This is a genomic window from Pseudomonas sp. NFACC16-2, from assembly GCF_900119205.1.
GTDB classification, from domain to species: Bacteria; Pseudomonadota; Gammaproteobacteria; order Pseudomonadales; family Pseudomonadaceae; genus Aquipseudomonas; species Aquipseudomonas fluorescens_Q.
Map to the genome: position 1 here is coordinate 1 of NZ_FPIX01000062.1, position 26,253 is coordinate 26,253.

Here is a 26,253-nt window from a genome sequence, read left to right on the forward strand (position 1 = left end):
CTCACGACTGCCAATATCGATACCCGCACAATGAGGGTGAATCACTTCAAATCGTTTCTGCTGCTTCTTGCGCGCCATGACAATTCCTCGCAGGATTGAAAGGCGCGCGGGGAGCACGGTGGCGAACGGATTCACTCTCTCATACGTGGTCACAGCTTGCTGTGCCTACAACGACTCCACGCCGATACCGTGCGGACCACTCTCCCTCTCGGGTGCGTACACACCAGTGATGGCTACGGTCTCTTTCCCCGCGCGCCCCCCAATCTTAGGTCGGACACTTGTTTGCTGCGCGACAGCGCAGCGTCGAAGACGCGGCGGGATCTCCCTCGCCACAAAAAAACGCTGATCCCTTCACTGATTGCGTGCCGTATTTAATTTTTCAATACCCCCTTCCAGTTTTCAGTTTGCCCATGACAGGCCGCCCCAGCCTAAATGCCCTTTTGTCCAGCAAAGGCGGCTCCATGGAAAACATTCGAACCTCAACCACCCACGCCATCTGGCTGATGGTTAGCATCGTCTTGGTGGCGCTGAACCTGCGGCCCTCGATGGCGGCGGTCGGGCCGTTGTTGTCGGCCATTCGCGGCGAAGTACCCTTGAGTTTCAGTACCGCCTCGCTGCTGACCATGTTGCCCGTCATGGCGATGGGCCTGGCGATGTTCCTGGGCATGCGCATCGCCCTGCGCATCGGAGAACACCGCACCATCGTGCTGTCGCTGTTGATCATCGGCGTCGCCACGGCCTCGCGCTTGTACCTGGACAGCGCCGCCGGGTTGATCGCCAGTGCGATCGTCGCCGGGCTTGGGATCGCTTTGATCCAGGCTGTGATGCCGGCACTGATCAAGTCACGCTTCGCCGACAACGTCTCGCTGTTCATGGGCTTGTACGTCACCTCCATCATGGGCGGGGCGGCGATTGCCGCATCGTTTTCACCCTTTGTCCTGACGCAGACCGGCAGTTGGCGCGTCGGCCTGGCGATCTGGGCATTGTTGGCGCTGGTCGCCCTGGGCTGCTGGTACGCCCAGCGTTCGAACATCACGCCCTTGCCCGAAGCAGCGTCCCGGCATCACGAAGCGTTTTCCCGCAACGCCCGGGCCTGGCTCCTGGCGATTTTCTTTGGCCTGGGCACCGCTTCCTACACCTGCGTTCTGGCCTGGCTGGCGCCGTACTACGTGGAAAAGGGCTGGAGCGAACAGCACGCAGGCCTGCTGCTGGGGTTCCTCACGGCAATGGAAGTGTTATCCGGCCTGGTCACTCCGGCTATTGCCAACCGCAGCCGGGATAAACGCCTGGTCCTGAGCGTCCTGCTGGCCCTGATCATCGGCGGCTTCTGCGGCCTGATCCTCAGTCCGGAACGCTTCAGCCTGCTCTGGGCCTGCCTGCTGGGGCTGGGTATCGGCGGCCTATTCCCCATGAGCCTGATCGTATCCCTCGACCACCTGGACAACCCACGCCGGGCCGGTGGCCTTACCGCGTTCGTGCAGGGTGTCGGCTATCTCATCGCCGGCCTCTCGCCATTGATTGCCGGGATGATCCGCGACCAGTTGGGGAGTTTTGAGTGGGCCTGGTGGTCGCTCACGGCAGTCATGGCGTTGATGATGGTGATGGTATTGCGGTTTGACCCAAAGGGTTATGGGCGACATATCCGCTAACGCTCCTACTTTGTCCCGGGAAAAAACCGACTGCTGTACTCTCCCAAGGCTCGGATTTTCTCCTCGGTATCGTTCGAGAAGCGCAGTTGCAAGGGATCTTCGTCAACAACGGAAGTCGCTGCCGTGTAGGACAGCAGGTAACTGGATAGGCCACTCTTCCAGGCGAGGATACCGATCGCCTTGGTCAGCTCGTTCAGGTTCAGCGGCAGCGCATCTTCAATGGTGAACAAACCGATACCGTAATTGGGGTCGAACAACACCAGCTTGTCCCCGCCTCGGATGATGTAGCCAATATGGTTGGTCAGCCATTTGGAGTTTTTCAAGTAGGACGCATAACCCAGCACTGGAAACCATCCCGACAAGCTCAGGAGAACTTTACAGCCTCGCGCTTCAAACTTGGATTTATGCAGCTCACCGCAGACGTCACGGGTTTGCTGGTATCGGCCCAGGACGGCCTGCAGCGTTTCGGCCGTGTTGAGGTTGGAATTGATCTTCAGCAACGCCGCCTTGGCCTTTACAAAAGCGACATGTTCGACCCAGTGCCCAAAATCGGGTTGCCCTTCCACGTCATAGGAGCCCACGGCAATGCCGACCGTGGCGGTTACCCCGGCACACCATCCGCCCTTGATATCAGCCTTGATATCCTTGCCCTGATCGAATGGAGCAAACTGGGTAATTCGCAGCTTCATGTCGAATCCTCCTTGATCGAACCTCTCGCGCCTTATAACGAGGTGCACGCTGCGCTTGAACAGGGAGCGGCTTCAACAGTCTAGGAGCTGAGGCCATCTTTTCCAGGGTCAGTCGTGTAATCCCAAGGACTGGCACCACACCGGCCAGATTCGGGATTCGTCCGGCCACTTTCTCGCAGGCAAAAAAAAATCCGGAAATCCTCACTTTCGTGGGCCTTCCAGACTTTTAAAACTGCAAAAAATGGTGGGTCGTGTGGGATTCGAACCTACGACCAATTGGTTAAAAGCCAACTGCTCTACCAACTGAGCTAACGACCCTCTGTGTGGTGGCGCGTATAATACTGATTTCTAAGGACTATTCAACACCTAATTTGAAATAAATCAAAAATAACGGGTTGGATCGCTCACACCCGCCGCGGCAAAGCCTTCTGCGCGCAGGCGGCAGCTGTCGCACTTGCCGCAAGCACGGCCCTGATCGTCGGCCTGATAGCAGGAAACAGTGAGCCCGTAGTCCACGCCAAGCTTCACACCGGCCTTGACGATGTCGGCCTTGCTGAGATTCTGCAGCGGTGCCAGGATGCGGAAACCCTGCCCTTCCACACCGGCCTTGGTCGCCAGGTTCGCCATGCGCTCGAAGGCTTCGACGAACTCCGGGCGGCAATCCGGGTAACCGGAGTAATCCACAGCATTGACGCCGATGAAAATATCACGGGCGCCCAGCACTTCGGCCCAGCCCAATGCCAAGGACAGGAATACGGTGTTACGCGCCGGCACATAGGTCACCGGGATGCCCTCGCCAGGCGCCTCCGGCACGTCGATGGAGCTGTCGGTCAAGGCCGAGCCACCAATGCCGTTGAGGTTCAGGCCGATCACTTTGTGTTCCACCACACCCAGGTCCCGGGCCACTCGCTCGGCCGCATGCAGTTCTGCGCGGTGGCGCTGACCATAATCGAAACTCATGGTGTAGCAGCGGTAACCCTCGGCACGGGCCATGGCCACGACGGTGGCCGAATCCAGGCCGCCGGACAACAGGATGACCGCACGTTTTTCGGCAATGTTCGAATGTTCAGTCATATCAGCGCCCCGGCTCGTCGTTCCAAAGATATTTATGCAACTGCAGTTGCAGGCGCACCGGCAGGTTATCCGCCACCACCCAGTCCGCCAGGTCCCGGGCGCTCAAATCGTGGTGGCTCGGCGACAACAACACTTCGCCGGCCCGCTGGTCGAGCCCGTACTGGATCAACTTGGACACGGCCCAGTCGTAATCCTCCCGCGAACAGATCACGAACTTGACCTGATCGTTGGGCGTCAACAGTTCGATATTCTCATAGCGGTTGCGGTGCGCTTCCTTGGAGCCTGGGGTTTTCAGGTCCACGACGCGGCTCACGCGCGGGTCGACGGCCGAGATATCCAGGGCGCCGCTGGTTTCCAGGGAAACCTCGTAACCGGCATCACACAACTGCTTGAGCAAGGGGATGGCGTTGGGTTGCGCCAAGGGCTCGCCGCCCGTGACACAGACATAACGCGGACGATAACTGGCCACTTGCTCCAGGATATCGTCGAGGGTTCGCACAGTGCCGCCGCTGAACGCGTAGGCACTGTCGCAGTATTGGCAACGCAACGGGCAACCGGTGAGGCGCACAAATACTGTGGGCAGCCCAGCCGTCCGCGTTTCACCCTGCAACGAGTGAAAAACTTCGGTGATTCTCAATGTGTCTTGCATAGTCGCCACGGGCGTAACAGCTAAACAGGCTGTCCGCCTCCGTCAGGCACTTCAAGGAACCCCGCCAACGCGCAGATCCCAAAAAGCGTGTTTCATAAAAAGGGCGTGAATTCTAACGAAAAAACCCGCGACAGGCGCGGGTTTCTTCAAAACAGGTCAAGCCAGCTTACATGCGTTGCAGATCACGTTGGGCCAACTGGGCGGCGGATGTCCCCGGATATTGGGCCACCACCTGCTGCAGAATGCCTTTTACCTTGTCGGTGTGACCGAGGCGACGCTCTACATCAGCCAGCTTGTACAGCGAATCCGGCACCTTGGCGTGCTTGGGATACAGTTGCGAAACCTTGGCGAATGCCTGGCCGGCACCTTGCAGGTCGCCTTTGGCCAGGTTCACTTCGCCCAACCAGTATTGGGCATTGCCCGCGTACTGGCTGTTTGGGTATTTGCGCAGGAAAGCGGCAAAAGCCTGGCTGGCCTTGTCGAAATCCTTGGCCTTGATCAAGTCGAAGGCAGCATCGTAATAGAGCTTTTCCTTCGCCGGATCAGCCGGCTCGCCACCGGCGGCAGGTGCTGCTGCCCCCGCGCCTGCGGCTGCGCCGGGGGCGTTCAGGTCGCCACCGGCTGGAGAATTCTCAGGAGTCGCGGCAGGTGCAGGTGCAACGCCGGTTCCTATGCGCCGATCAAGATCCTGGTATCGCTCCAGGTTTTCCTGCTTCATGCGCGAAATATCATTTTGCAGTTCTTCGATCACACCCTGTTGGCGCGAGATCTGATCCTGCATTTGCTGCAGTTGGTTGAACAGCTGGCCCTGTGCCGAGACAGGGGCCGAAACCCCTCCCCCGGCATAGGCGCCGTTCGTACCGTAACCCGCAGGCGGATAGCTGCTCCCGCTATTGTTATAGCCGGCATCGTTATCGACCACAGGAACCGCAGCCCACGCCGCAAGCGGCGCGAGGCTGAGAGCCAGAACAGTTACAGCACGACGGCACGTTCGCATGACGAATTACTTACGCAGTTCGACGCGACGGTTTTGAGCCCAGGACTGCTCGTCGTTGCCGGTAGCAACTGGACGCTCTTCGCCGTAGGAAACCAGTTCCAGCTGAGCTGGGGAAACACCTTGCAGTACCAGGTAGCGTTGAACGGCTTTCGCACGACGCTCGCCCAGTGCCATGTTGTACTCACGAGTACCACGTTCGTCGGTGTTGCCTTCCAGAACAACGCGAGCGCCGTTCGACTTCAGGTCTTTGGCGTGAACGTCCAGAGCGCGCATGGCTTCTGGCTTCAGGTCCGAGCTGTCGTATTCGAAGTAGAAGGTGGTGATTGCGCGCAGAGCAGCTTCTTCGCTCAGGGAGCCGTCAACTGCACCGGTGTTAGCGCCGTAACCAGCGTTTGGATCAACAGCGCCTTCACCGGCATTGTCGCCGCCTTTGGACGAGCAACCTACAGCTACAGCCATGGCCAGAGCCAGCGCAGCAAATTTACCAAACTTCAGCATTTCCATCGTGAAACTCCTAATGAACCCCAGTGTGTTAAGTAAAACGTATTGCGCCGCGTCAGTTCAGGTAAGGGGACCAGGACGGTTCTCTGACTTCGCCTTGAGCGGTAGGAAGCGGGAGCCTCACGCGTCCATTAATGGACACGAGCATCAAGACTCCCCGGCCCTGCTGGCGGGTGGCGTAGATTACCATGGTGCCGTTGGGCGCAACAGTGGGTGACTCGTCCAGAGTGCTATCAGTGAGGATTTTTACGCTACCGCGCTGCAAATCCTGGGCCGCCACCTTGAAATTAGTGAAACCATCCTGGCGATGGATCATTACCAGGGTCTTTTCATCTGCCGACAGTTTCGGGTTGGCGTTGTAGTTACCGACGAACGTCACGCGTTCGGCACCGCCGCCACCCGCACTGGTCTTGTAGATCTGTGGCTTGCCGCCACGGTCGGAGGTGAAGTAGATGGTCGAGCCATCCTTGCCCCAGAACGGTTCGGTGTTGATGCCCGGGCCATTGGTGACGCGGGAGATCGAACGCGAAGCCAGGTTCATCACATAAATGTCCGGGTTACCGTCCTTGGACAGCACGAATGCCAGGCGCGAACCGTCCGGCGACCAGGCTGGCGCGCCGTTCAGGCCTTCGAAGTTGGTGATCTGCTCACGACGACCGGTGTCGATGTGCTGCACGAAAATGCGCGGACGCTTCTGCTCGAACGAGACATAGGCGATGCGCTTGCCATCGGGGGCAAAGCGCGGCGACAGGATCGGCTCGCGCGATTGCAGCAGTGTCACCGCACGGGCGCCGTCATAGTCGGAGCGCTGCAGGGTGTAGCGGGTGTTGTTCTCGGAGAAGCGCTCGGCCGTCACGTAGAGCATGCGGGTAGAGAACGCGCCCTTGATGCCGGTAAGTTTCTCGAACGACTGGTCGGCGATGTAGTGCGCCATGTCACGCAATTGATCGACGCTGCCCGACACGCTGCCGGTCAGGACTTGCTGTTCGGTGGCGACGTTGAACAGGGCGTACTGCACCTGCAGGCGACCGCCAGCCGGAACGATGCTGCCGACCATGATGTACTGGGCGCCCAGGGCCTTCCAGTCACGGTAGATGACTTCGCTGGCCTGGGTCGGCAGGCTGATCATGTTCTGCTTCGGAATCGGCGCGTAGTAACCCGAGTTGCGCAGGTCGTTGCCGATGATTTCCGCCATGTCGTCCGGCAGGACGTTACCGCCCTGCCAGCCGAACGGTACGACGGCAATCGGGGTCGCCCGGTCGCTGCCGCTGGTGACCAGGATGTTCTTTTCCTCTGCTACCGCTATCCCTGCCAGGCAGCAGATAACGACCAGCATTGATCGAAGAAGGTTTCTCACAAGGCTAGATCCTCAGGTGTGAATGTCATCTTGAATGAACGATAGGGAGCAAAGTCGCTCGGTTTCATTCCTTGCATTTCCGTCAATCGCCCAATGTTCTTGACCGCTGCGACCGCCGAAGCGTCGAACGGACCATCACCACTGGACTTGGCGACGCTGACCGAGGTAACCGTACCGTCGGGCAACATGCCGATTTGCAATACGACCGTCATGCCCTTGCGCGCCGAAGGTGGACGAGCCCAGCCTTCTGCCGCTCGTGCGCGAATCAAGTCATCGTAGCTGCCGGCCACTTCATCGCCCTGCTCATCAGCCAATGCCTGCTGGCGCTCCGGCGTGTCGGAAAGCAAATCTGCCAAGGCCTGGGCCTTTTTGTCTTCGGCGGATTTACGCGCTGCGTCCTGGGCCTTTTTCTTGGCGGCGTCGGCGGCGGCTTTCTTCTTCGCGTCTTCGGCGACTTTCTTTTTCGCCTCGTCAGCTTCAGCTTTCTTCTTGGCGTCTTCGGCGGCTTTCTTCTTCGCGTCCTCGACGATCTTTTTCTTCGCTTCTTCAGCGGCCGCTTTCTTGGCCTCTTCTTCAGCGGCTTTCTTGGCTTCTTCTTCGGCTTTCTTCTTGGCTATATCAGCCAATTGTTTCTCTTCTGCCTTTTTGGCCTCGGCTTTCTTCGCTTCGTCGGCTTTCTTGGCTTCGTCAGCCTTTTTCGCCTCGTCGGCTTTCTTCGCCTCATCGGCCTTCTTGGCTTCCTCGGCCTTTTGAGCCGCTTCCTCTTTCTTTTGTTCCGCGGCCTTTATCGCTTCCTGCTCGACCTTCTTCTGCTCCATCTGCTCGACTTCAGTCTGGCGCGCGGCGGATTTCTTCGCCTCACCGGCAAGCTTCTGGTTGGTCTGGGTGGTCGCCTGGCTTTTCGACTTGAGCTGGTACAACGTCGCCTGCACGATCGGCTTGGCCGGCGGCAGCTCAGGGGTCATGGCAAAACTGACGAACAGCATGCCGAACACCAGTACGTGCAGACCGATTGCCAGGACACTAGGCCAGAAGTAGCTTTCCGAGGCGGACGGCTCTCGCTGTTGCTGCATCAGGGCGCCTCAGTGATCAAGCCAACATTACCGACCCCGGCTTTCTGCAGGCCGCCCATGGCGCCCATCACGGCACCGTAGTCGACGGTCTTGTCACCGCGAATGAAGACCTGCGTGCGCTTGCCAGCATCGTTGCCGACACGAATGATCTTGGTCACCGCATCGGTCATCTGCGGCAAGGTCATGGCCCGGTCCTGCTGCTTCTCGGTGTCGACTTCGCTGCCAAGGTTCCAGTAGTAGGTCTTGTCAGCCTTGATCGAAATGGTCAGTACCTGGGTGTTGTTGTCCTGCGGCAAGGCTTCGCTGGAAACCTTGGGCAGATCGACCTTCACGCCCTGATTGAGCATCGGCGCGGTCACCATGAAGATGACCAGCAGCACCAACATCACGTCGATGTAGGGCACCACGTTCATCTCGGCAACCGGCTTGCGCTTGTTTCGGGCTCGAGCGATTAAAGCCATGGGGAAATACCTGCTTATTCTTCGCTGGTGTGCACTTTGCGGTGCAGGATCGCCTGGAATTCATCGGCGAAGGTGTAGTAACGGCTGGTCAGCGCTTCGCTACGGGCAGCGAAGCGGTTGTAGGCGATCACGGCTGGAATGGCCGCGAACAGGCCGATGGCGGTGGCGACCAGTGCCTCGGCAATACCCGGGGCCACGGTGGCCAGGGTCGCTTGTTGGGCAGAGGCCAGGCCACGGAAGGAGTTCATGATCCCCCACACGGTGCCGAACAGACCGATGTACGGGCTGACCGAACCAACGGTGGCGAGGAACGACAGGCCCTGTTCGAGTTTTTCTTCCTCACGGGAGATGGCCACGCGCATGGCACGGGCCACGCCTTCCATCACCGCTTCCGGATCGACGCCTGGCTGCTGGCGCAGACGGGAGAATTCCTTGAAGCCGGCACGGAAGATCTGCTCCACGCCCGAATCCGGGTCAGGGTTGCTGCCGGCCTGGCGGTAGAGCTTGGACAGGTCGATGCCGGACCAGAAGCGCTCCTCGAAGCTCTCCAGGGCACGGCGACCGGCGCGCAGCATGTTGCTGCGCTGAAAAATCATGATCCATGAGGTCACCGATGCGGCTACCAGGATCAGCATTACCAACTGCACCACGACGCTGGCATTGCTGACCAAGCTCCACATGGAGGTATGGTCGACGACGTTAGCTTCCACGCTTTATCTCCTGCTCTGAGTGTGTACCCGCGCCGCTCACGCCGGCAAAGGCCGCACGTAGAGCTTCGGGAATGGCCCGGGGTTTCAAACTATGGGTGCGCACACAGGCCACCAAAAACTGCCCTTCACAGAGCAGCACGTTATCCGTAGCCCGCCTGACCTGCTGCTTGAAACGCAGGCTGGCACGGTTCAATTCGATGACATCGGCACTTACCAGCAACTCGTCGTCCAGTCGCGCCGGCGCGTGGTAGCGCGCTTCGCTGGAATGCACGACGAATAACAGGTCCTCCCCTGCCAGCGCGGATTGGGCAAAACCCAGTTCCCGCAGCCGTTCGGTTCGAGCCCGTTCCATAAACTTGAGGTAATTGACGTAGTAGACGATGCCGCCAGCATCGGTGTCCTCGTAATAAACGCGACAGCGATGTGCGAACGACTCCAGCCCGTTTTGCGCGCGCATACTCTAGTGCTTACTCCTCAGGTTGCCAATCGGCCAGGCAACTGTTTTTTCATTCTCGAACGCATTGACGCTCCAGGCGTCGTCTGGGACAGCACGAACTGGAAAAAAGTCGGCGTACAGAGCTCGTTCAATCGTCCACGGCATCGAGGAATTCGTCTACCACCGGCATCTCGCCCATTCGTGTCGGGATGTTTAAGCCAAAATGCAGATAAGCATGACGGGTCACCACGCGCCCGCGAGGGGTACGCATGATGTAGCCCTGCTGGATCAGGTACGGTTCCAGCACATCTTCAATGGTGTGGCGCTCTTCGCTGATGGCCGCGGCCAGGCTGTCCACGCCCACCGGGCCACCGTCGAACTTCTCGATCATGGTCAGCAGCAGGCGCCGGTCCTGGTGGTCGAAACCACGCTCGTCGATGTCCAGCAGGTTCAACGCCAGGTCGGCAATCGGCTTGGTGATGTGGCCCTTGGCCCGGACTTCGGCAAAATCCCGGACCCGGCGCAGCAGGCGGTTGGCGATCCGCGGCGTGCCCCGGGCACGCCGGGCGATCTCATACGCACCGTCCGGGTCCAGCGGCAACCCGAGGATGCCCGCCGAGCGGCTGACAATCGTCGCCAGGTCGGCGTTGTTGTAGAACTCCAGGCGCTGGACGATACCGAAGCGGTCGCGCAACGGGTTGGTCAGCATGCCTGCGCGGGTGGTGGCGCCCACCAGGGTGAAGGGCGGCAGGTCCAACTTGATGGAGCGTGCCGCCGGCCCTTCGCCGATCATGATGTCGAGCTGGAAATCTTCCATGGCCGGGTACAGCACTTCCTCGACGATCGGCGACAGCCGATGGATTTCATCGATGAACAGCACATCATGGGGCTCAAGGTTGGTCAGCAGCGCCGCCAGGTCACCCGGCCGCTCGAGGACCGGCCCGGACGTGCTCTTGATCGAGACGCCCATTTCCTGGGCAATGATGTTGGCCAGGGTGGTCTTGCCCAGGCCCGGCGGGCCGAAGATCAAGGTGTGGTCCAGCGACTCGCTGCGCCCACGGGCGGCCTGGATGAACAATTCCATCTGCTCGCGCACGGTCGGTTGACCGATGTAGTCGGCCAGGCTGACAGGACGAATCGCGCGGTCCTGTATTTCCTCGCGGTCACGGGGCGCGCCCGTGGCGGCGATCAGGCGGTCAGCTTCAATCACTTAAATCATTCCCTTCAGGGCACGACGAATCATGTCTTCAGTGCTCAGGCCTTTTTCCTTGATGGCGGAAATCGCCTTGCTGGCCTCCTGCGGCTTGTAGCCCAGGGAGATCAGCGCGGTGACCGCATCGTTTTCGGCGCTGACCGCAGGCGCAGGCGCATCCGGCTGGTTCGGCACCAGGGCGAACATCGCCGGCACCGCCTCCCAGGCCTTGAAGCGGTCCTTGAGTTCGACCAGCAGGCGCTCGGCGGTTTTCTTGCCCACACCCGGCACCTTGGTCAGGGCCGAGGTGTCCTGGGACTGCACGCAACGCACCAATTCATCGACTTCCAGGCTCGACATCAAGGCCAGGGCCAGTTTCGGGCCGACGCCATTGAGACGGATCAATTCGCGGAAGAAATCCCGCTCGCGCTTGCCGACGAAACCATAGAGTAACTGCGCATCCTCGCGCACGACCAAATGGGTGTGCAGGGTCAGCGGCTCGCCGACCGACGGCAAGCGATACAGCGTGGTCATGGGCACTTCCAGCTCATAGCCCAGGCCGTTTACATCCAGAATCAGGTGCGGCGGCTGTTTTTCAGCCAGGGTGCCGCGCAAGCGTCCAATCACGTTTCAGATCCTTGGGTGTTGGCCAGCCTGCTGGCTGGCGAGTAACAGCCCGGGCAGGAAGGCCGACGACACAGGCGCAAGATGCTCGGGCTCACGAAAGATTGCGCTGATGCTATCAGAGACGCAGGCGCCCGCCACGACTGCGTGCGGTTCCCAGGCCGTGAGGCAACAAACTGGAACGGGTGTGGGCATGGCAAATGGCGATGGCCAGGGCGTCCGAGGCATCGATCTGCGGCTTGCTGACCAGCTTCAACAGGTGCATCACCATCATTTGCACCTGCTCCTTGTTCGCCGCCCCGGTTCCGACGACCGCCTGCTTGACCTGGGTCGCGGTGTACTCGGCGATCTCCAGGTTTTCCTCGGCGCCAGCAACGATTGCCGCGCCCCGGGCCTGCCCCAGCTTCAGGGCCGAGTCGGCGTTGCGCGCCATGAAGACCCTTTCGATGCCCATGGTGACCGGGCCGTAGGTCTGGATGACTTCGCGAACGCCGCGATAAACGATCTGCAAGCGCTCGTGCAGTTCACCCGCCCCGGTGCGGATGCAACCGGACGCGACGTACACGCAGCCGCGCCCGGTATCGCGAACCACACCGTAGCCGGTGATGCGCGAACCAGGGTCGATACCAAGGATTAAAGTCATAGCGCCTGCGAAGAGTAATACGGTTGCAAGTGAGGATACAGTAAGGGCTTAACCCAATGCCGGTCGCACAATAGATAAGGTCGAGCAATATGCCTGTGGCGAGGGGATTTATCCCCGCAGGGTCGCGCAGCGACCCCATATCCGACAGCTCGGTGTACCAGACAGATTGAGTTGACTATTGGGGCTGCTACGCAGCCCAACGGGGATAAATCCCCTCGCCACAGGGTTCCGCTTGACGGATCACACTTGTGGATCAGCCCAGCTGTTCAGCCACCGACTCCGGAATATCGGCATTGGAATAAACGTTCTGCACGTCATCCAGGTCTTCCAGCATGTCGATCAGCTTGAGCACCTTCTCGGCGCCTTCCAGGTCCAGTTCGGCACTGGTGGTCGGCTGCATGACGATCTCTGCGTCGGCGGGCTTGAAGCCGGCCGCCTCCAGGGCGTTGCGCACGGCATAGAAGCTGGCGAACGACGTGAACACGTCGAACGAACCGTCTTCATGACTGACCACGTCATCGGCGTCGGCCTCCAGGGCCGCCTCCGTCAGGGCATCTTCATCGAGGCCCGGCGCGAAGCTGATTTGCCCCTTGCGCTCGAACAGATAGGCCACCGAGCCGTCGGTGCCCAGGTTGCCACCGCATTTGCTGAACGCGTGACGCACGGCGGCGGCGGTACGGTTGCGGTTGTCGGTCATGCATTCGACCATCACCGCCACGCCGCCCGGGCCATAACCTTCGTAGGTCAGCTCTTCAACGTTGTCGGCCTCGGTCGCACCCGCGCCACGGGCGATGGCCCGGTCGATGATGTCGCGACTCATGTTGGCACCCAGCGCCTTGTCCAGGGCCAGGCGCAAGCGCGGGTTGGAACCGGGGTCGCCGCCACCCTGGCGGGCCGCGACCGTCAGTTCACGGATCCACTTGGTGAAGATCTTGCCTCTCTTGGCATCCTGACGTTCTTTGCGGTGCTTGATGTTCGCCCACTTGGAATGACCTGCCATAACTCGCTCCGTTTCTCTTTGGAACATTGCCCGCCCTGCGCGTACGCAGTGGCCGGCAATCAGAAATATCGACCCCAATGAAAAGGCGCATCCGAAGATGCGCCCTCTCAGGTGCCAGCCTTACTCAGCCTTTGGCTGTTCACGCAAACGAATGTGCAACTCGCGCAATGCCTTGGCATCCACCACACCCGGCGCCTGGGTCATGACATCGGCCGCGCTCTGGGTTTTCGGGAACGCGATCACTTCACGGATCGACTGGGCGCCGGTCATCAGCATCACCAGGCGGTCCAGGCCGAAGGCCAGGCCACCGTGGGGCGGTGCACCGTACTTCAGGGCGTCGAGCAGGAAGCCGAACTTCTCTTCCTGCTCGGCTTCGTCGATGCCCAGCAGGCGGAACACTGCCTGTTGCATTTCCTTGCGATGGATACGGATCGAACCGCCACCCAGCTCGGTGCCGTTCAGGACCATGTCGTAAGCGCGCGACAGAGCGGTGGCCGGGTTGGCCTCCAACTCTTGCGGCGAGCACTTCGGCGCGGTGAACGGATGGTGCAGCGCCGAGAAGCTGCCGTCGTCGTTTTCTTCGAACATCGGGAAGTCAACAACCCACATTGGCGCCCACTCGCAAGTCAGCAGCTTCAGGTCATGACCCAGCTTGATGCGCAGCGCGCCCAAGGCTTCGCTGACGATCTTGGCCTTGTCGGCGCCGAAGAACACGATGTCGCCGTCAACCGCGCCCACGCGATCGAGGATCACATTGAGGTTGGCTTCAGGGATGTTTTTCACGATCGGCGATTGCAGGCCATCAACACCCGCGGCGCGCTCGTTGACCTTGATGTAGGCCAGGCCCTTGGCACCGTAGATGCCAACGAACTTGGTGTAGTCATCGATCTGCTTGCGCGGCATGCTGGCCCCGCCAGGAACGCGCAGGGCCGCGATACGGCATTTCGGGTCGTTGGCCGGGCCGCTGAACACCTTGAACTCGACGTCCTTGAGCTGGTCAGCCACGTCCACCAGTTCCAGCGGGTTACGCAGGTCCGGCTTGTCGGAACCGTAGCGGCGCATGGCTTCTTCGAAGGTCATGTGCGGGAACTCGCCGAATTCCAGGCCCAGCACTTCCTTGAACAGGTTGCGAATCATGCCTTCGGTCAGGCCCATGATGTCTTTTTCGTCAAGGAAGCTGGTCTCGATGTCGATCTGAGTGAACTCAGGCTGACGGTCGGCACGCAGGTCTTCGTCGCGGAAGCACTTGGCGATCTGGTAGTAGCGATCGAACCCGGCCACCATCAGCAATTGCTTGAACAGCTGTGGCGATTGCGGCAAGGCGAAGAAGCTGCCGGGGTGGGTACGGCTCGGCACCAGGTAGTCGCGGGCGCCTTCCGGCGTGGCGCGGGTCAGGATTGGCGTCTCGACATCGAGGAAGCCGTTCTCGTCCAGGTAACGACGGATGCTGGTGGTCATGCGCGAACGCAGGCGCAGCTTCTCGGCCATCTCCGGGCGACGCAGGTCGATGAAGCGGTAGCGCAGGCGGGTTTCCTCGCCCACGTCGGAGTATTCGTTGAGTGGGAACGGCGGGGTTTCCGATTCGTTGAGCACTTCCAGCTCGTAACCCAGCACTTCGATCATGCCGGACGCCATGTTGGCGTTGCCAGCACCGGCCGGACGCAGGCGCACCTTGCCGGTGATCTTGACCACGTATTCGCTGCGCACGCGGTCGGCGGTGGCGAAGGTGTCAGCGCGGTCCGGATCGAACACCACCTGGGCCAGGCCTTCACGATCACGGATATCGAGGAAAATCACCCCGCCATGGTCACGGCGACGATGGACCCATCCGCAAAGAGTAACTTCCTGGCCTTCCAGGCTTTCGTTCAGTTGGCCGCAATAATGGCTGCGCATCATGGTAGTGGTTTCACTTCTCGTAATTCGAAATTCGGTTGGAGGACCTGCCCGTGCAAGCACTCGCGCGTGTTCAACTCAATCAGCTTTGTCGCCACCGGCCAAATTCTTCTTGGCGCCGGTCTTGAAGTCGGTTTCATACCAACCTGTGCCGCCGAGGCGGAAACCAGGCATGGACAGCATCTTTTTCAGTTCTGGCGCCTGGCAGGCAGGGCAGTCGACCAGCGGTGCCGCGCTGATCTTTTGAATGGCTTCCATCTGATGACCACAGGAAGCACATTGATAGTCGTACATCGGCATGGGGTTGTCTCGGCGATCAGGTTACTCGCGCAAAGGCTGGGCTTTGCGGCAAAGAGCGGGATTATATCCATTAAATGCGGCCTGTGCAGCCGTAAGACCGCACAGGCCGTTTGCAGTCCGACTCAGTCATCGACAGGGCAGCTACCCGTCAATGACAGTCCGCCACCTGCGACACGGTTTCCTTCAAACCGTGCACCACGCATACAACACGCACCAGCGCGCTGAAATTGCGTACCCCGCCATGGCGCAGGTGCACCTCTCTGTCGACATGGGACAGCAACGTACTGATGGAACAGCTGTTGAGCTGGGCCATGTCGCCGAGGATATCCCAATAGACCTGCTCCAGCCGCAGACAGGTGGCGAACCCGTTCAGACGAATGGATCGGGCCAGGGGACGCACCAGTTGCATGTCGAACCCCCTGACGAACGGATCGACGCTGATGGACTGAAAGCGTCCACGCACACCCTCCTCCGGTTCCTTTCCTTGAATCATACCGTTGACACTCCTTTGCCATACGAGCCTCTCAGTTGGAACAATCCACCTGTGGCTCTATGGAAGCTCAACGGCATCGCCAGTTCCAGACGACTTTATGACCATGGGCGTAGGACAAGCCAACAGCAGGCAGGCGACGAATTACGTCGTCCTACACCCAGCATGCAGGCGATATCGCCCTTGTGGCGAGGGAGCTTGCTCCCGTTCGACTGCGCAGCAGTCGCAGGACCTGTGTCTGGCGGGTTTGGGCCGCTGCGCAGCCCAGCGGGAGCAAGCTCCCTCGCCACGACATGCAACGCGCGCGCTATTAGTTTTCCAACAACGCGCGCAGCATCCACGCGGTCTTTTCGTGAACTTGCATGCGCTGGGTCAGCAGGTCGGCGGTGGGCTCATCACTGACCTTGTCCAATAAGGGAAAGATGCCACGGGCCGTACGCGTCACCGCTTCCTGGCCCTCGACCAGTTGCCGGATCATGTCATCGGCGCCAGGCACGCCTTCCTCTTCCTTAATAGAAGACAGGCGCGCGTACACCGAGTAGGCCCCCGGAGCAGGAAAACCCAGGGCGCGGATGCGCTCGGCAATCAGGTCCACCGCCAGGGCCAGCTCGTTGTACTGCTCCTCGAACATCAGGTGCAGGGTCCGAAACATCGGTCCCGTGACGTTCCAGTGGAAATTGTGGGTCTTGAGATACAGCACATAGGTGTCCGACAGCAGGCGTGAAAGCCCGTCGACGATGGATTTGCGGTCTTCTTCACTGATACCGATATCAATTGCCATGCTGGTTGATCTCCTGACGGTGATGAATTCGACAACGCCCCAAACTCTAGTGGTTTTGGCCGCCGATGGCCTGCGACAGATCGCCAGCCCTCCTGAAACGACAAGCCGGGGTAGCGGGCGGTTCCGACACCTCGAGGAATTCAACGCCGTTTGCCTGGCACCTTCAAGCACCGGCGAGTCTTTTCTGGCCGACGAACAGCGCGGTACACGCCCGTAACGCGTTTGAGAAGGCCGGGCCTTTGCTGTTAAATAGGCAGTGTGTCGCTACGCCTATTTTTCCAGGCGTAGCGCATAGGCTGATTCGGGTACGTGTCCAACGCCTCTCATTGTTTCGAAGCGAACCGTCCCCGACCCGCTCTTCCTTGTGATCTGTCTTAACCGTGAGCCAATCAAAATGTTGAAAATCGTCCACTTGCTAATGGGCGCAGCTGCCCTGCTGCTGTCCTTCATCCCTAGCCTGGGTTCCGAAGCCACACCTTACCTGCAACACCCCGATGCACTGTACCTGGCCTTTTTCGGCCTGCTCAACCTGACCCTTGCACCCGTCATCCCTTACTGGAACAAAGGTCCACGTCACCAACTGCAAAACCTGGTCAGCGCCCTGCTGGTGCTGGCCGTTGCCCTGCAAACCCTGGCCCTGCTGGCGCCCATGCCGGAAATCGGCGGTCAACCGGCCATTCTGTTCAGCCTGGGCGCGGCACTGCTCGCCGTGGCACTGCACCTGGGCGTCAGCTTCTACAAGAAGTCGTCGCCGGCCGCCGCTGCGCAGAACTACGACATGTCCAACCGCGATACCGGCACGGTGAAGTGGTTCAATACGTCCAAAGGGTTCGGTTTCATCTCCCGCGACTCCGGCGATGATATTTTCGTGCATTTCCGGGCCATCCGTGGCGAAGGCCATCGCGTCCTGGTGGAAGGCCAGCGCGTGGAGTTCTCCGTGATGAACCGCGACAAGGGCCTGCAGGCCGAAGACGTGATCGCTGCGCTGCCGCGCCGCTGATCCCTGACCGTAAAAAAACCGCGATGCAGCCTGGCTGCTCGCGGTTTTTTATTGCCCGTCAAACGAGGGTCGGGCCCAGTCAGTAGTGAGGAGGCGGCGCCTCTTCTTCGAACGACTCGAACTGCCCGGCCATTTCTTCCTGGCGCTTGAGCAACGCCGCCATCTGCAGTTGCAGACGCTCGACGATCCGCTGCTGCTCCACAAGCACATCGTTCAATGCCTGGATGGTGTCATCCTGAAACGCCAGGCGGCTTTCCAGATCGGTTACGCGGTCTTCAAGGTTCATGGTTCAGCCCTCCAGAAACTTGAAATCATCGGTCAAGGCCATTCGCAACCGTTCACGAATGGCCGCGACCTGCCCTGCATTATAAGGCTGGGCCGGGTGCTTGCCCCAGACCGGCGCGGGCCAGGCGGCGTCATCACGCTTACGCACGATGACATGCATGTGCAATTGACTGACGACGTTACCCAGGGTTGCAACGTTCATCTTGTCGGCATCAAACGAATCCTTGAGGGTTTCGGCCAACGCCGTGGTTTCTTTCCACAGCTGTTGTTGATCAGCGTCATCCAATTGAAACAATTCGCTGATATCTTCCCGCCGCGGTACGAGGATGAACCACGGGTAGTTCGAATCGTTGGACAAGAGCAATCGGCACAACGGGAAATCACCGATCGGCAATGTGTCTTGTTGCAGTCGTGGATCTAAAGCGAACACCGCGCGTACTCCTCGCTCGTTATCGGTTCTGCCCGGTTCGGCGGCCTACAGGCCTGCATCGGACTCAGATGCGCAGCATACCCGCGAACGCCGGATCGATCACTGCGTACCGTCCTGATGCCTGGTCTTCGAATGATTTTTTTCAACACACCGCATCAACCTGTGCAAGCTGACGCACCAACACAGCGCAAGCGGCACGACCGGGCCCTGAAAGGACCGTGCCAGGGCTCGGGAAAAGCATCGAGGCTGTAAGATTTTCGTACAGCTTGAAAATTTTTTGCACCAAAACAGCACAGTGCGTCTACGCTCAGTGCACAAAGTATCCGTGATCTACTCACTGGGTAGGGTGAACCGGTAACGTTTTTGATTGTCTCGCCACGTTTGTCGGCGTCAAACACGAGAGCCGCACACGAGTCAACCCTATTTAAAACAAGGCCTTTGGAGCCCGGTTTCATGAGGTTTCACCGCGTCAATCGGTAAAATGTGAAAAAAATGTAAAACGAAATCCGGGTTTGAGCATGCTTGTTGCATTCATCCCCGCACTGTCCGAAGGCCCCGCCGGAAATGGGAACCTGCCGACATACAAATTAAAGTGGCAAGGCTGCCCTCAGGAGCTTCAAACGCGGTAATGACGGACTCTTTACACCGATGCCGGAAAAGAAAAAACAACATTAAAGTTGTGAATACGGTTGCGTCGGAACAGCAGAAATGCGACATGGATCGAGCCATTGGCGACATGGTCGTAAAGAAGCTGAAAGGTTGAATGGGCAAGTATCGCCAATAGGGTCGGCATGATATAAGTTTGCGCCGACACAAAAAAGAAAGAGCCGCCCAGATAATAAAACAGGTGGGACGGCAGTACTCTTCTAAAACCAAAGGAGCAAATCACGATGCGCGTGATGAAGTGGAGCATGATCGCACTGGCAGTTGCAGCAGCAGCCAGTACTCAAATGGCTACGGCCGCACCTTTCGTAAGTGACCAGTCTGAAGCCAAAGGCTTTGTTGAAGATGCCAGCGCTAAACTGCTGCTGCGCAACTACTACTTCAACCGTGACCGCAAAGATGGCGCGACCGATCAGAAAGACTGGACCCAAGGTATCTGGGGTAACTTCAACTCTGGTTACACCCAAGGCACCGTAGGCGTAGGCGTCGATGCCTTCGGTTACCTGGCCGTTAAACTGGACGGTGGCGACGGCACCGGCGGCACTGGCAACATGAGCCGCGATGCCGATGGCGACGTCAACGACAGCCAAGGCAAGGCCGGCGCAGCTATTAAGTTCCGCGTATCCAAAACCGAGCTGAAAATTGGTGACCAGCAGCCAAGCACTGCCCCAGTGTTCGCTGTAGGTGGCTCCCGCGTCTTGCCTCAAACTGCCAGCGGTTTCCAACTGCAGAGCAGCGAAGTCAAAGACCTTGACCTCGAAGCCGGCCACTTCTACTCGGGTACCAGCCAGGACCGCAACGCTCGCAATGGCGGCCTGTTTGCAACCTACGCTGGCGTAGAAGCCAACACCATCGACTACGCTGGTGGTAAGTATGCATTCAGCGACAACCTGAGCGCATCGGTATACGGCGCCCAGCTGGAAGACATCTGGAACCAGTACTACGGTAACCTGAACTACACCATCCCAATGGGTGGCGATCAGTCCCTGAACCTGGACGGTAACATCTACCGCACCACCGACACTGGCAGCTCCAAGGCCGGTGACATCAGCAACACCGCGTTCTCCCTGGCTGCTGCTTTCTCGTTCCTGAAAGCGCACACCATCACCGTTGGCTTCCAGAAAATCAACGGCGACACACCATTCGACTACATCGGTGTGGGCACGAACAACCGCGGCGGCGACTCGATCTTCCTCGCCAACTCCATCCAGTACTCTGACTTCAACGGTCCTAACGAGAAATCTGCCCAGATCCGTTACGACATCAAGATGGCTGAGTACGGCGTTCCTGGTCTGAGCTTCATGACCCGTTACGTTAAAGGTTGGGACATCGACGGCACCAACACTCCAGCAGGCAGCCCTTACGCTGGCCTGTACGGTGCAGACGGCAAGCACAACGAAACCAACTTCGAAGCCAAGTACGTTGTTCAATCTGGCCCGGCCAAAGATCTTTCCTTCCGTGTTCGTCAAGCCTGGCACTACGCTAACGCTGACGAAGGCGAAGGCGATATCAAAGAGTTCCGCCTGATCGTCGACTACCCGATTTCGGTTCTGTAATTGCCGAAAGTCTGTTTGCGGTAATCAAAAAAAGGCCCATCTTCGGATGGGCCTTTTTTATTGGATCAACTTTTTACGCAAGGCCTGACTTGAAGGTCAGACAACAATCGATCGAGCGTTACGCCGATGTCGATTCCTGAACGACCCGAATCACTCGCTGTGGAAACGGAATATCAATGCCCGCGTCCTTCAAGCGATCCCGCGCTTGTTCATTGAGCATGAACATCACGCTCCAATAATCCGCCGTCTTCACCCAGATACGCAGCGACACCGTGATGGAACTGTCGCCCAAGGTGGAAATCACCGCTTCAGGTGCCGGATCCGCCAGCACACGTTCATCCTTGGCCAGTTCCAGCAACACTTCCCGGGCCTTTTGCAGGTCAGCCTGGTAATCCACGCCGACATCAAACACGACCTTGCGGGTCGGCTGGCGGTTGGTGTTGGTAATGATGCCGTTCGAGAGATTGCCGTTGGGCACGATGACGGTCTTGTTGTCACCGGTGCGCAACACGGTGTGGAAGATCTGGATGCTGTCGACCGTACCCGCCACACCTTGGGCTTCGATCCAGTCACCGATGCGGAACGGGCGGAACAGCAGGATCAGCACGCCACCCGCGAAGTTCGCCAGGCTGCCCTGCAGGGCCAGGCCAATCGCCAGGCCGGCGGCACCAATGGCGGCAACGAACGAAGTGGTTTCCACGCCGATCATCGAAGCGACGCTGACGATCAACAATATCTTCAGAATGATGTTGGCCAGGGTACTGATGAATCCTTGCAGCGCCAGGTCGGCGTTACGCAGGGCCAGCAGCGCGCCCAGTTTCTGCGTCACTTTGTTGATCAACCACCAACCGATGGCCAGGGTGATGACGGCCAGCAACACGCGGCTGCCGTATTCCATGATCATGGGGATCCAGGTCTGGGAAGCCTTGACCAGGTTGTCCACTTCAGCATTCAAGTCCATCAAATTCTCCTTTGTTCCTGTTACCACGAAAGACCAATCGAAACACATTGTGGCGAGGGAGCTTGCTCCCGCTGGCTGCGTAGCAGCCCCTTATAGGTGGGCGCTTCGCACCCAAGCGGGAGCAAGCTCCCTCGCCACAGGGTCTCCATACAACTGAAGTATCAGTCGCGGAAATTATTGAATTGCAGTGGCATGCCGAATTCCTTGCCGCGCAGCGCCGCAATGGCTTCCTGCAAGTCGTCACGCTTTTTGCCGGTGACTCGCACCTGCTCGCCCTGGATGGCGGCTTGCACCTTGAGCTTGGCGTCCTTGATATGAGCGACGATCTTCTTCGCCAGTTCCTTGTCGATGCCTTCCTTGAGCACGGCTTCCTGCTTCATCAGCTTGCCCGAGGCATAGGCGTCCTTGACCTCGAGGCACTGCACGTCGATCTTGCGCTTGACCAGCGCCAGCTTGAGGATCTCGATCATCGCCTCGAGCTGGAACTCGGCCTCGGCGGTCAGGTTCACGGTCAGGTCTTTTTCCTTGAACTCGAAACTGCCCTTGCCCTTGAGGTCATAACGACGGTCGAGTTCCTTGACGGCGTTTTCAACCGCGTTGGTGACTTCGTGCTTGTCCAGTTCGGATACCACGTCGAATGACGGCATGTAGTGTTCTCCAAATAAAAAGGCGCGCCAGTATCAACGGCGCGCGCTTGGCTTGTGGTTAAAATCGGGCTCATTATAACGGCTCTTTTCCTGCCGACACTGCGAGCCCTCAGATGCCTGCGCCAATCCGAGTAAAAAACTGATGTCGACCACCTGGCATGTCCTGGGGGCCGGCAGTCTTGGCACGTTGTGGGCCACGCGCCTGGCCCGGGCCGGGTTGCCGGTTCGGCTGGTGCTGCGCAACGAAGCCCGCCTGCAAGCCTACCGAAGCGCCGGCGGCCTGACGCTGGTGGAACAGGGCCAGGCGCAAAGCTACCCGATACCTGGCGAAACGGCGGACAACCCAGAACCGATCAGACGCCTGCTATTGGCCTGCAAAGCCTACGACGCGGAAGCGGCCGTGGCCTCGGTGGCCCATCGCCTGGACGCCGTATCGGAACTTGTCCTGTTGCAGAACGGCCTCGGCAGCCAGGACGCGGTGGCCAATTGTGTGCCCCAAGCCCGTTGCATCAGCGCCTCCAGCACCGAAGGCGCGTTCCGCGACGGTGACTGGCGCGTGGTATTCGCCGGCCACGGCTACACCTGGCTGGGCGACCCGGCTCACCCAGTGGCGCCGTTCTGGCTCGACGATCTGGCCGCCGCTGGCATTCCCCACGAATGGAGCGCCGACATCCTCACCCGGCTCTGGCGCAAGCTGGCGCTCAATTGCGCAATCAACCCGCTGACCGTGCAGCATCACTGCAAGAACGGCGGCTTGCAGGAACACCGCTGCGAAGTAGCGACCTTGTGCGCAGAGCTTACCGACCTGCTCGAACGCTGCGGCCAGCCCGCGGCAGCCGAGGATTTGCAGCCGGAAGTCGAACGGGTGATCCAGGCCACGGCCGCCAATTATTCCTCGATGTACCAGGATGTCGCCAATCGGCGCCGCACCGAAATCAGCTACTTGCTCGGTTATGCCTGCAAGGTCGCCCAACGCCATGAACTGAGCGTGCCGCACCTGGAACAACTGCGACAGCGACTGATTGTCCACTTGCACAACCTCGGATTGCCCAGCGACTGAGCAGCGGCTACGCTGGCCCTCGTATTCCTTTTTAGCGACGAGTCTGATGCCATTGCGCCAGCGCCTTGAAAACCTCCCGGTCGGCCAGAAACTGCTGGCCGCCCTGTTGGTGTTGTTGACCACTGTCCTGCTGGTGGCCAACCTGACCTTTATCAGCGCCGCCTACTACATCTCCCAGGAAAGCATGGCGCCCCAGGCCCTACAGACCATTGGCCGGCTGGTGGCCAATCCAAGCCTGATCTCCGACGCCCTGCAATCGCCACAAAGCGCCCAACGCTTGCTCGACGAGCTCAACAGCTACGCACCGCTGCGGGCGGCGGCGCTGTACGACGGCCAGGGCGAACGCCTGGCACAACTGCAACAGGGCGAAAAGCTCAAGCTGCCGGACCATTACCGCAACATACAAGCCTGGCAGGCGGGCGAATTTCGCAGCAACCAGATCATTACCCTGCCCCGCCCCGGCACGATGCCCGGCCATCTGTTACTGGTGGCCAGCAGCGAATTGCCGACCGCGTTCTACACCGGCACCCTGACTGCCAGCCTCGGCATCCTGATTTTCAGCGTGTTGCTGTGGCTGATCATTGCCCAGCAGATCAAGCGCCTGATCACCCAGCCAATCCATCAACTCGAAGAACTGTCACGCCAGGTCACCCGCGAAGAGAACTATGCCCTGCGTGCCGCACGCGGCAACCACGATGAGATCGGCAGCCTGGCCGAGGCGTTCAACACCATGCTCTCGCGCATCGAAGCGCGGGAGCAGCAACTCAAGCGCGCACGGGACGACTCCCAGGCCGCCTACGACCAGGCCCAGGGCCTGGCGGAAGAAACCCGCCATACCAATCGCAAGCTGGAGTTGGAAGTCCAGGTGCGCAGCAAGATCGAGAAAAAGCTCACCGGTTTCCAGAATTACCTCAACAGCATCATCGATTCCATGCCGTCGGCGCTGATCGCCCTCGACGAGCAGCTCTACGTCACCCAATGGAACCAGGAAGCCAGCGCGCTCTCCGGCACACGGCTGGACGAGGCGCTGAACCAGCCGATCTTCCTCGCCTTCGAACCGCTCAAACCCTACCTGCCGCAGCTCAAGCAGACCGTCGAGCAGCACACGGTGGCCAAGATCGAACGCGTCACCTGGACCAAGGACGACGAAGCCCGGCATTACGCCCTCACCTTCTACCCGCTGATGGGCGGTGCCGGGCGTGGCGTGGTCATCCGGATCGATGACATCACCCAGCGCCTGTCGCTGGAAGAAATGATGGTGCAATCGGAGAAAATGCTCTCGGTCGGCGGCCTCGCGGCGGGCATGGCCCATGAAATCAACAACCCGTTGGGCGCGATCCTGCACAACGTGCAGAACATCCGCCGTCGCCTGTCGCCGGAACTGCCCAAGAACCTCGAACAGGCCGAGCTGCTGGGTATCCAGTTAGAGGAGGTCAATCGTTACCTCCAGGGTCGGGAGATCCCGCAGTTGCTCGACGGTATCCAGCAAGCCGGCGCCCGGGCGGCAAAAATCGTCACCCACATGCTCAGCTTCAGTCGTCGCAGTACCCGGCAAATGGCGCCTTGCGACCTGCCCGCGCTGATCGACCAGGCGGTGGAAATCGCTGGCAACGACTTCGACCTGGCCATCGGTTTCGACTTCAAGGGCCAGGCGATCACCCGTCAGTTCGACCCGAACCTGGGCCCGGTGCCCGGCACGGCCAACGAGCTGGAACAGGTGCTGCTCAACCTGCTGAAAAACGCCGCCCAGGCGATCCATCAGCGCCAGGACGATAGCGAACCGGGGCGTATCATCCTACGCACGCGGTTGAATCCGCCGTGGGCGGAAATCCAGGTCGAGGACAATGGCATCGGCATGAGCGAGAACGTGCGCAAACGTACCTTCGAACCTTTCTTCACCACCAAGGAGATCGGCCAGGGCACGGGCCTGGGGCTGTCGGTCTCGTATTTCATCATCACCAACAACCATAAGGGCCAGATGGAAGTGCAGTCGGCGCCGGGCCAAGGCACCTGCTTCACCTTGCGCCTGCCCCTGGCCGGCACTTCGATGGTGCCGCAGGAAAACAGACAACTGGAGCGCTGAGCATGGGTTTTCGCCTGTCGAAGATTTACACCCGCACCGGCGACACAGGTGAAACCGGGTTGGGCGATGGGCGCCGCGTGGCAAAGGACCACCCACGGGTCGAGGCCATCGGCGAAGTGGATACACTGAATAGCCAGCTGGGTTTATTGCTGGCCGGGCTCGCCACTGAAACGACCCGGCATCCGGGGCTGAAGGAGGTCAGTGATGTGCTGGCGCCTTGTCAGCACCGTCTGTTCGACCTCGGCGGGGAACTGGCGATGCCGGCTTATCAGGCCTTGAACGTCGCGGAAATCGAGCGGCTGGAAGCGGCGATCGATGGGTGGAACGAGGAATTGGGCCCCCTGGAAAACTTCATCCTGCCAGGTGGCTCGACGCTGGTAGCCCAGGCCCACGTCTGCCGCAGCCTGGCCCGCAGCGCCGAGCGGCGTTGCCAACAATTGAACGCCATGGAGCCGCTGGCCGGGCCGGGGCTGGCCTATATCAATCGCTTGTCGGATCTGCTGTTCGTCGCAGCGCGGGTCATTGCCCGGAGGCAGGGCGTGGCGGAGGTGCTTTGGGAGGCGGCGGCCAAGCCTGGGGTTTGAATCGGCGTACCTGGTGGTCGTTCCCACGCTCTGCGTGGGAATGCAGCCCGGGACGCTCCGCGTCCCCCTCCAGAGCCGAACGCGGAGCGTCCGTTGAGGCATTCCCATGCAGAGCGTGGGAGCGATCAACGCGGCTCGCCTGGAGGATTGCGTAAGTCCATTTGGGGCCGCTTCGCGACCCAGCGGGAGCAAGCTCTCATCAAACAAAATACAACCCTCTGTTTTTAAAAAGCTTTTAAGCTGCATCGACCACCCTCATACCCAACTTAGTAGCCTTGCGTTGCAAGGCTCTAATTTGGCGATTACGACTTTGGGCCTCAAACTCCTCTATGCCTTTTTCCACATAAGGCTGTCCTTTGGTCAGCATGGCGTAGATCAACCGGGCCAGTTGATGGGCGGTAGCTTTGATCGCGCATGAGGTATCCATGCGGGCCAGTCTGGCGCGGTGACTGGCGCCAATAAAGC

General features: G+C 59.6%; 29 protein-coding genes, 1 tRNA gene and 1 pseudogene. 6 read left to right on the top strand and 25 right to left on the bottom strand.

All coding sequences use genetic code 11. The features are described from left to right. Nucleotides 1-461: 461 nt before the first annotated feature. Nucleotides 462-1,649 (top strand): cyanate transporter, encoded by a 1,188-nt coding sequence (locus BT116_RS28300; RefSeq protein WP_072348915.1) that lies wholly within the window; start codon nt 462-464, stop codon nt 1,647-1,649. 5 nt (nt 1,650-1,654) lie between these two features. Here BT116_RS28300 and BT116_RS28305 read toward each other — a convergent pair whose 3' ends face one another. From BT116_RS28305 to BT116_RS28395, 19 genes are all read right to left on the bottom strand, one after another. Beyond that, entirely contained in the window at nt 1,655-2,338 is a 684-nt protein-coding gene (locus BT116_RS28305; RefSeq protein ID WP_072348917.1) for a hypothetical protein, read from the bottom strand. Between the two features lie 242 nt (nt 2,339-2,580). After that, a tRNA-Lys gene (locus tag BT116_RS28310) sits at nt 2,581-2,656 on the bottom strand. A gap of 63 nt (nt 2,657-2,719) precedes the next feature. After that, nucleotides 2,720-3,394: a 7-cyano-7-deazaguanine synthase QueC gene (gene queC / locus BT116_RS28315; RefSeq protein WP_170846010.1), complete on the bottom strand. Its 675-nt coding sequence runs from the start codon at nt 3,392-3,394 to the stop codon at nt 2,720-2,722. Nucleotides 3,395-3,413: 19 nt separating this feature from the next. Continuing rightward, a complete protein-coding gene (gene queE / locus BT116_RS28320; protein WP_072348921.1) occupies nt 3,414-4,061 on the bottom strand; it encodes a 7-carboxy-7-deazaguanine synthase QueE in 648 nt (215 codons plus the stop codon). Between the two features lie 166 nt (nt 4,062-4,227). Further along, nucleotides 4,228-5,058 (bottom strand): tol-pal system protein YbgF, encoded by an 831-nt coding sequence (gene ybgF, locus BT116_RS28325; protein WP_072348923.1) that lies wholly within the window; start codon nt 5,056-5,058, stop codon nt 4,228-4,230. Between the two features lie 6 nt (nt 5,059-5,064). Continuing rightward, nucleotides 5,065-5,562: a peptidoglycan-associated lipoprotein Pal gene (gene pal / locus BT116_RS28330; protein ID WP_003205029.1), complete on the bottom strand. Its 498-nt coding sequence runs from the start codon at nt 5,560-5,562 to the stop codon at nt 5,065-5,067. A gap of 52 nt (nt 5,563-5,614) precedes the next feature. After that, nucleotides 5,615-6,916 (bottom strand): Tol-Pal system beta propeller repeat protein TolB, encoded by a 1,302-nt coding sequence (tolB, locus tag BT116_RS28335; protein WP_063324614.1) that lies wholly within the window; start codon nt 6,914-6,916, stop codon nt 5,615-5,617. Then, the gene (gene tolA / locus BT116_RS28340; protein ID WP_072348925.1) at nt 6,913-7,989 is read right to left on the bottom strand and encodes a cell envelope integrity protein TolA; all 1,077 of its coding nucleotides are present in this window, start codon (nt 7,987-7,989) and stop codon (nt 6,913-6,915) included. Before tolA ends, tolB begins: the two co-directional genes overlap by 4 nt. Next, nucleotides 7,989-8,441: a protein TolR gene (gene tolR, locus BT116_RS28345; protein ID WP_161796096.1), complete on the bottom strand. Its 453-nt coding sequence runs from the start codon at nt 8,439-8,441 to the stop codon at nt 7,989-7,991. Before tolR ends, tolA begins: the two co-directional genes overlap by 1 nt. Before the next feature lie 23 nt (nt 8,442-8,464). Then, nucleotides 8,465-9,160, bottom strand: a complete 696-nt coding sequence (gene tolQ, locus BT116_RS28350; protein ID WP_003205035.1) for a protein TolQ — start codon at nt 9,158-9,160, stop codon at nt 8,465-8,467. Next, nucleotides 9,150-9,617: a tol-pal system-associated acyl-CoA thioesterase gene (gene ybgC / locus BT116_RS28355; protein ID WP_072348926.1), complete on the bottom strand. Its 468-nt coding sequence runs from the start codon at nt 9,615-9,617 to the stop codon at nt 9,150-9,152. The genes tolQ and ybgC overlap by 11 nt, the downstream gene beginning before the upstream one ends. A gap of 127 nt (nt 9,618-9,744) precedes the next feature. Continuing rightward, nucleotides 9,745-10,806 carry a Holliday junction branch migration DNA helicase RuvB gene (gene ruvB, locus BT116_RS28360; RefSeq protein WP_003178599.1) on the bottom strand — a complete coding sequence of 354 codons (1,062 nt, stop codon included), beginning with the start codon at nt 10,804-10,806 and terminating at the stop codon, nt 9,745-9,747. Beyond that, on the bottom strand, nt 10,807-11,415 hold the full coding sequence (gene ruvA, locus BT116_RS28365) for a Holliday junction branch migration protein RuvA (protein ID WP_058542614.1): 609 nt from the start codon (nt 11,413-11,415) through the stop codon (nt 10,807-10,809). Between the two features lie 115 nt (nt 11,416-11,530). Next, a complete protein-coding gene (gene ruvC, locus BT116_RS28370) occupies nt 11,531-12,055 on the bottom strand; it encodes a crossover junction endodeoxyribonuclease RuvC (RefSeq protein ID WP_014339919.1) in 525 nt (174 codons plus the stop codon). A gap of 253 nt (nt 12,056-12,308) precedes the next feature. Next, nucleotides 12,309-13,055: a YebC/PmpR family DNA-binding transcriptional regulator gene (locus tag BT116_RS28375; RefSeq protein ID WP_018614256.1), complete on the bottom strand. Its 747-nt coding sequence runs from the start codon at nt 13,053-13,055 to the stop codon at nt 12,309-12,311. 120 nt (nt 13,056-13,175) lie between these two features. Beyond that, entirely contained in the window at nt 13,176-14,951 is a 1,776-nt protein-coding gene (aspS, locus tag BT116_RS28380; RefSeq protein WP_058542615.1) for an aspartate--tRNA ligase, read from the bottom strand. 75 nt (nt 14,952-15,026) lie between these two features. After that, nucleotides 15,027-15,248 carry an FmdB family zinc ribbon protein gene (locus tag BT116_RS28385; RefSeq protein WP_003178589.1) on the bottom strand — a complete coding sequence of 74 codons (222 nt, stop codon included), beginning with the start codon at nt 15,246-15,248 and terminating at the stop codon, nt 15,027-15,029. Between the two features lie 148 nt (nt 15,249-15,396). Beyond that, nucleotides 15,397-15,741 carry a ribbon-helix-helix domain-containing protein gene (locus BT116_RS28390; protein ID WP_063324611.1) on the bottom strand — a complete coding sequence of 115 codons (345 nt, stop codon included), beginning with the start codon at nt 15,739-15,741 and terminating at the stop codon, nt 15,397-15,399. 307 nt (nt 15,742-16,048) lie between these two features. Beyond that, nucleotides 16,049-16,519: a Dps family protein gene (locus BT116_RS28395; protein WP_072348928.1), complete on the bottom strand. Its 471-nt coding sequence runs from the start codon at nt 16,517-16,519 to the stop codon at nt 16,049-16,051. Between the two features lie 394 nt (nt 16,520-16,913). On the opposite strand from BT116_RS28395, the gene BT116_RS31605 reads away from it, so the two are divergent. Then, complete coding sequence (locus BT116_RS31605; RefSeq protein WP_072348930.1) at nt 16,914-17,519, top strand: cold-shock protein; 606 nt, start codon at nt 16,914-16,916, stop codon at nt 17,517-17,519. A gap of 79 nt (nt 17,520-17,598) precedes the next feature. Here BT116_RS31605 and BT116_RS28405 read toward each other — a convergent pair whose 3' ends face one another. From BT116_RS28405 to BT116_RS31165, 3 genes are all read right to left on the bottom strand, one after another. Further along, on the bottom strand, nt 17,599-17,805 hold the full coding sequence (locus BT116_RS28405) for a SlyX family protein (RefSeq protein WP_003205050.1): 207 nt from the start codon (nt 17,803-17,805) through the stop codon (nt 17,599-17,601). Nucleotides 17,806-17,808: 3 nt separating this feature from the next. After that, nucleotides 17,809-18,234: an HIT family protein gene (locus tag BT116_RS28410; protein ID WP_063324608.1), complete on the bottom strand. Its 426-nt coding sequence runs from the start codon at nt 18,232-18,234 to the stop codon at nt 17,809-17,811. 640 nt (nt 18,235-18,874) lie between these two features. Further along, on the bottom strand, nt 18,875-19,147 hold the full coding sequence (locus BT116_RS31165) for a hypothetical protein (RefSeq protein WP_170846009.1): 273 nt from the start codon (nt 19,145-19,147) through the stop codon (nt 18,875-18,877). Between BT116_RS31165 and BT116_RS28415 the strand changes: the two genes are divergently transcribed. Next, nucleotides 19,125-20,453 carry an OprD family porin gene (locus BT116_RS28415; protein WP_072348931.1) on the top strand — a complete coding sequence of 443 codons (1,329 nt, stop codon included), beginning with the start codon at nt 19,125-19,127 and terminating at the stop codon, nt 20,451-20,453. The genes BT116_RS31165 and BT116_RS28415 overlap by 23 nt on opposite strands. A 118-nt stretch (nt 20,454-20,571) precedes the next feature. On the opposite strand, the gene BT116_RS28420 is transcribed toward BT116_RS28415, so the two are convergent. Continuing rightward, the gene (locus BT116_RS28420) at nt 20,572-21,414 is read right to left on the bottom strand and encodes a mechanosensitive ion channel family protein (RefSeq protein WP_072348934.1); all 843 of its coding nucleotides are present in this window, start codon (nt 21,412-21,414) and stop codon (nt 20,572-20,574) included. 161 nt (nt 21,415-21,575) lie between these two features. Next, nucleotides 21,576-22,061 carry a YajQ family cyclic di-GMP-binding protein gene (locus tag BT116_RS28425; protein WP_060740892.1) on the bottom strand — a complete coding sequence of 162 codons (486 nt, stop codon included), beginning with the start codon at nt 22,059-22,061 and terminating at the stop codon, nt 21,576-21,578. A 142-nt stretch (nt 22,062-22,203) separates the two neighbouring features. Between BT116_RS28425 and BT116_RS28430 the strand changes: the two genes are divergently transcribed. From BT116_RS28430 to BT116_RS28440, 3 genes are read left to right on the top strand one after another with little or no spacing between them, the layout of a single operon-like run. Next, a complete protein-coding gene (locus tag BT116_RS28430; protein ID WP_072348936.1) occupies nt 22,204-23,121 on the top strand; it encodes a putative 2-dehydropantoate 2-reductase in 918 nt (305 codons plus the stop codon). A 46-nt stretch (nt 23,122-23,167) separates the two neighbouring features. Further along, entirely contained in the window at nt 23,168-25,204 is a 2,037-nt protein-coding gene (locus BT116_RS28435) for a sensor histidine kinase (RefSeq protein ID WP_072348938.1), read from the top strand. A 2-nt stretch (nt 25,205-25,206) separates the two neighbouring features. Beyond that, the gene (locus tag BT116_RS28440) at nt 25,207-25,788 is read left to right on the top strand and encodes a cob(I)yrinic acid a,c-diamide adenosyltransferase (RefSeq protein WP_072348940.1); all 582 of its coding nucleotides are present in this window, start codon (nt 25,207-25,209) and stop codon (nt 25,786-25,788) included. A gap of 235 nt (nt 25,789-26,023) precedes the next feature. Here BT116_RS28440 and BT116_RS28445 read toward each other — a convergent pair. Continuing rightward, nucleotides 26,024-26,253: pseudogene (locus BT116_RS28445) on the bottom strand (IS110 family transposase); the annotation flags it as partial.

What these genes read in the sequence shown, in the direction of transcription:
- BT116_RS28305 (WP_072348917.1), bottom strand. Translation starts at nt 2,338, where the DNA reads ATGAAGCTGCGAATTACCCAGTTTGCTCCATTCGATCAGGGCAAGGAT.
- ybgF (WP_072348923.1), bottom strand. Translation starts at nt 5,058, where the DNA reads ATGCGAACGTGCCGTCGTGCTGTAACTGTTCTGGCTCTCAGCCTCGCG.
- queE (WP_072348921.1), bottom strand. Translation starts at nt 4,061, where the DNA reads ATGCAAGACACATTGAGAATCACCGAAGTTTTTCACTCGTTGCAGGGT.
- BT116_RS28440 (WP_072348940.1), top strand. Translation starts at nt 25,207, where the DNA reads ATGGGTTTTCGCCTGTCGAAGATTTACACCCGCACCGGCGACACAGGT.
- BT116_RS28415 (WP_072348931.1), top strand. Translation starts at nt 19,125, where the DNA reads ATGCGCGTGATGAAGTGGAGCATGATCGCACTGGCAGTTGCAGCAGCA.
- BT116_RS28430 (WP_072348936.1), top strand. Translation starts at nt 22,204, where the DNA reads ATGTCGACCACCTGGCATGTCCTGGGGGCCGGCAGTCTTGGCACGTTG.
- BT116_RS28375 (WP_018614256.1), bottom strand. Translation starts at nt 13,055, where the DNA reads ATGGCAGGTCATTCCAAGTGGGCGAACATCAAGCACCGCAAAGAACGT.
- BT116_RS28425 (WP_060740892.1), bottom strand. Translation starts at nt 22,061, where the DNA reads ATGCCGTCATTCGACGTGGTATCCGAACTGGACAAGCACGAAGTCACC.
- ybgC (WP_072348926.1), bottom strand. Translation starts at nt 9,617, where the DNA reads ATGCGCGCGCAAAACGGGCTGGAGTCGTTCGCACATCGCTGTCGCGTT.
- BT116_RS28385 (WP_003178589.1), bottom strand. Translation starts at nt 15,248, where the DNA reads ATGCCGATGTACGACTATCAATGTGCTTCCTGTGGTCATCAGATGGAA.
- BT116_RS28300 (WP_072348915.1), top strand. Translation starts at nt 462, where the DNA reads ATGGAAAACATTCGAACCTCAACCACCCACGCCATCTGGCTGATGGTT.
- tolA (WP_072348925.1), bottom strand. Translation starts at nt 7,989, where the DNA reads ATGCAGCAACAGCGAGAGCCGTCCGCCTCGGAAAGCTACTTCTGGCCT.
- aspS (WP_058542615.1), bottom strand. Translation starts at nt 14,951, where the DNA reads ATGATGCGCAGCCATTATTGCGGCCAACTGAACGAAAGCCTGGAAGGC.
- BT116_RS28390 (WP_063324611.1), bottom strand. Translation starts at nt 15,741, where the DNA reads ATGATTCAAGGAAAGGAACCGGAGGAGGGTGTGCGTGGACGCTTTCAG.
- BT116_RS28420 (WP_072348934.1), bottom strand. Translation starts at nt 21,414, where the DNA reads ATGGACTTGAATGCTGAAGTGGACAACCTGGTCAAGGCTTCCCAGACC.
- BT116_RS28405 (WP_003205050.1), bottom strand. Translation starts at nt 17,805, where the DNA reads ATGAACCTTGAAGACCGCGTAACCGATCTGGAAAGCCGCCTGGCGTTT.
- ruvC (WP_014339919.1), bottom strand. Translation starts at nt 12,055, where the DNA reads ATGACTTTAATCCTTGGTATCGACCCTGGTTCGCGCATCACCGGCTAC.
- BT116_RS31165 (WP_170846009.1), bottom strand. Translation starts at nt 19,147, where the DNA reads ATGCTCCACTTCATCACGCGCATCGTGATTTGCTCCTTTGGTTTTAGA.
- pal (WP_003205029.1), bottom strand. Translation starts at nt 5,562, where the DNA reads ATGGAAATGCTGAAGTTTGGTAAATTTGCTGCGCTGGCTCTGGCCATG.
- BT116_RS28395 (WP_072348928.1), bottom strand. Translation starts at nt 16,519, where the DNA reads ATGGCAATTGATATCGGTATCAGTGAAGAAGACCGCAAATCCATCGTC.
- BT116_RS31605 (WP_072348930.1), top strand. Translation starts at nt 16,914, where the DNA reads ATGTTGAAAATCGTCCACTTGCTAATGGGCGCAGCTGCCCTGCTGCTG.
- BT116_RS28435 (WP_072348938.1), top strand. Translation starts at nt 23,168, where the DNA reads ATGCCATTGCGCCAGCGCCTTGAAAACCTCCCGGTCGGCCAGAAACTG.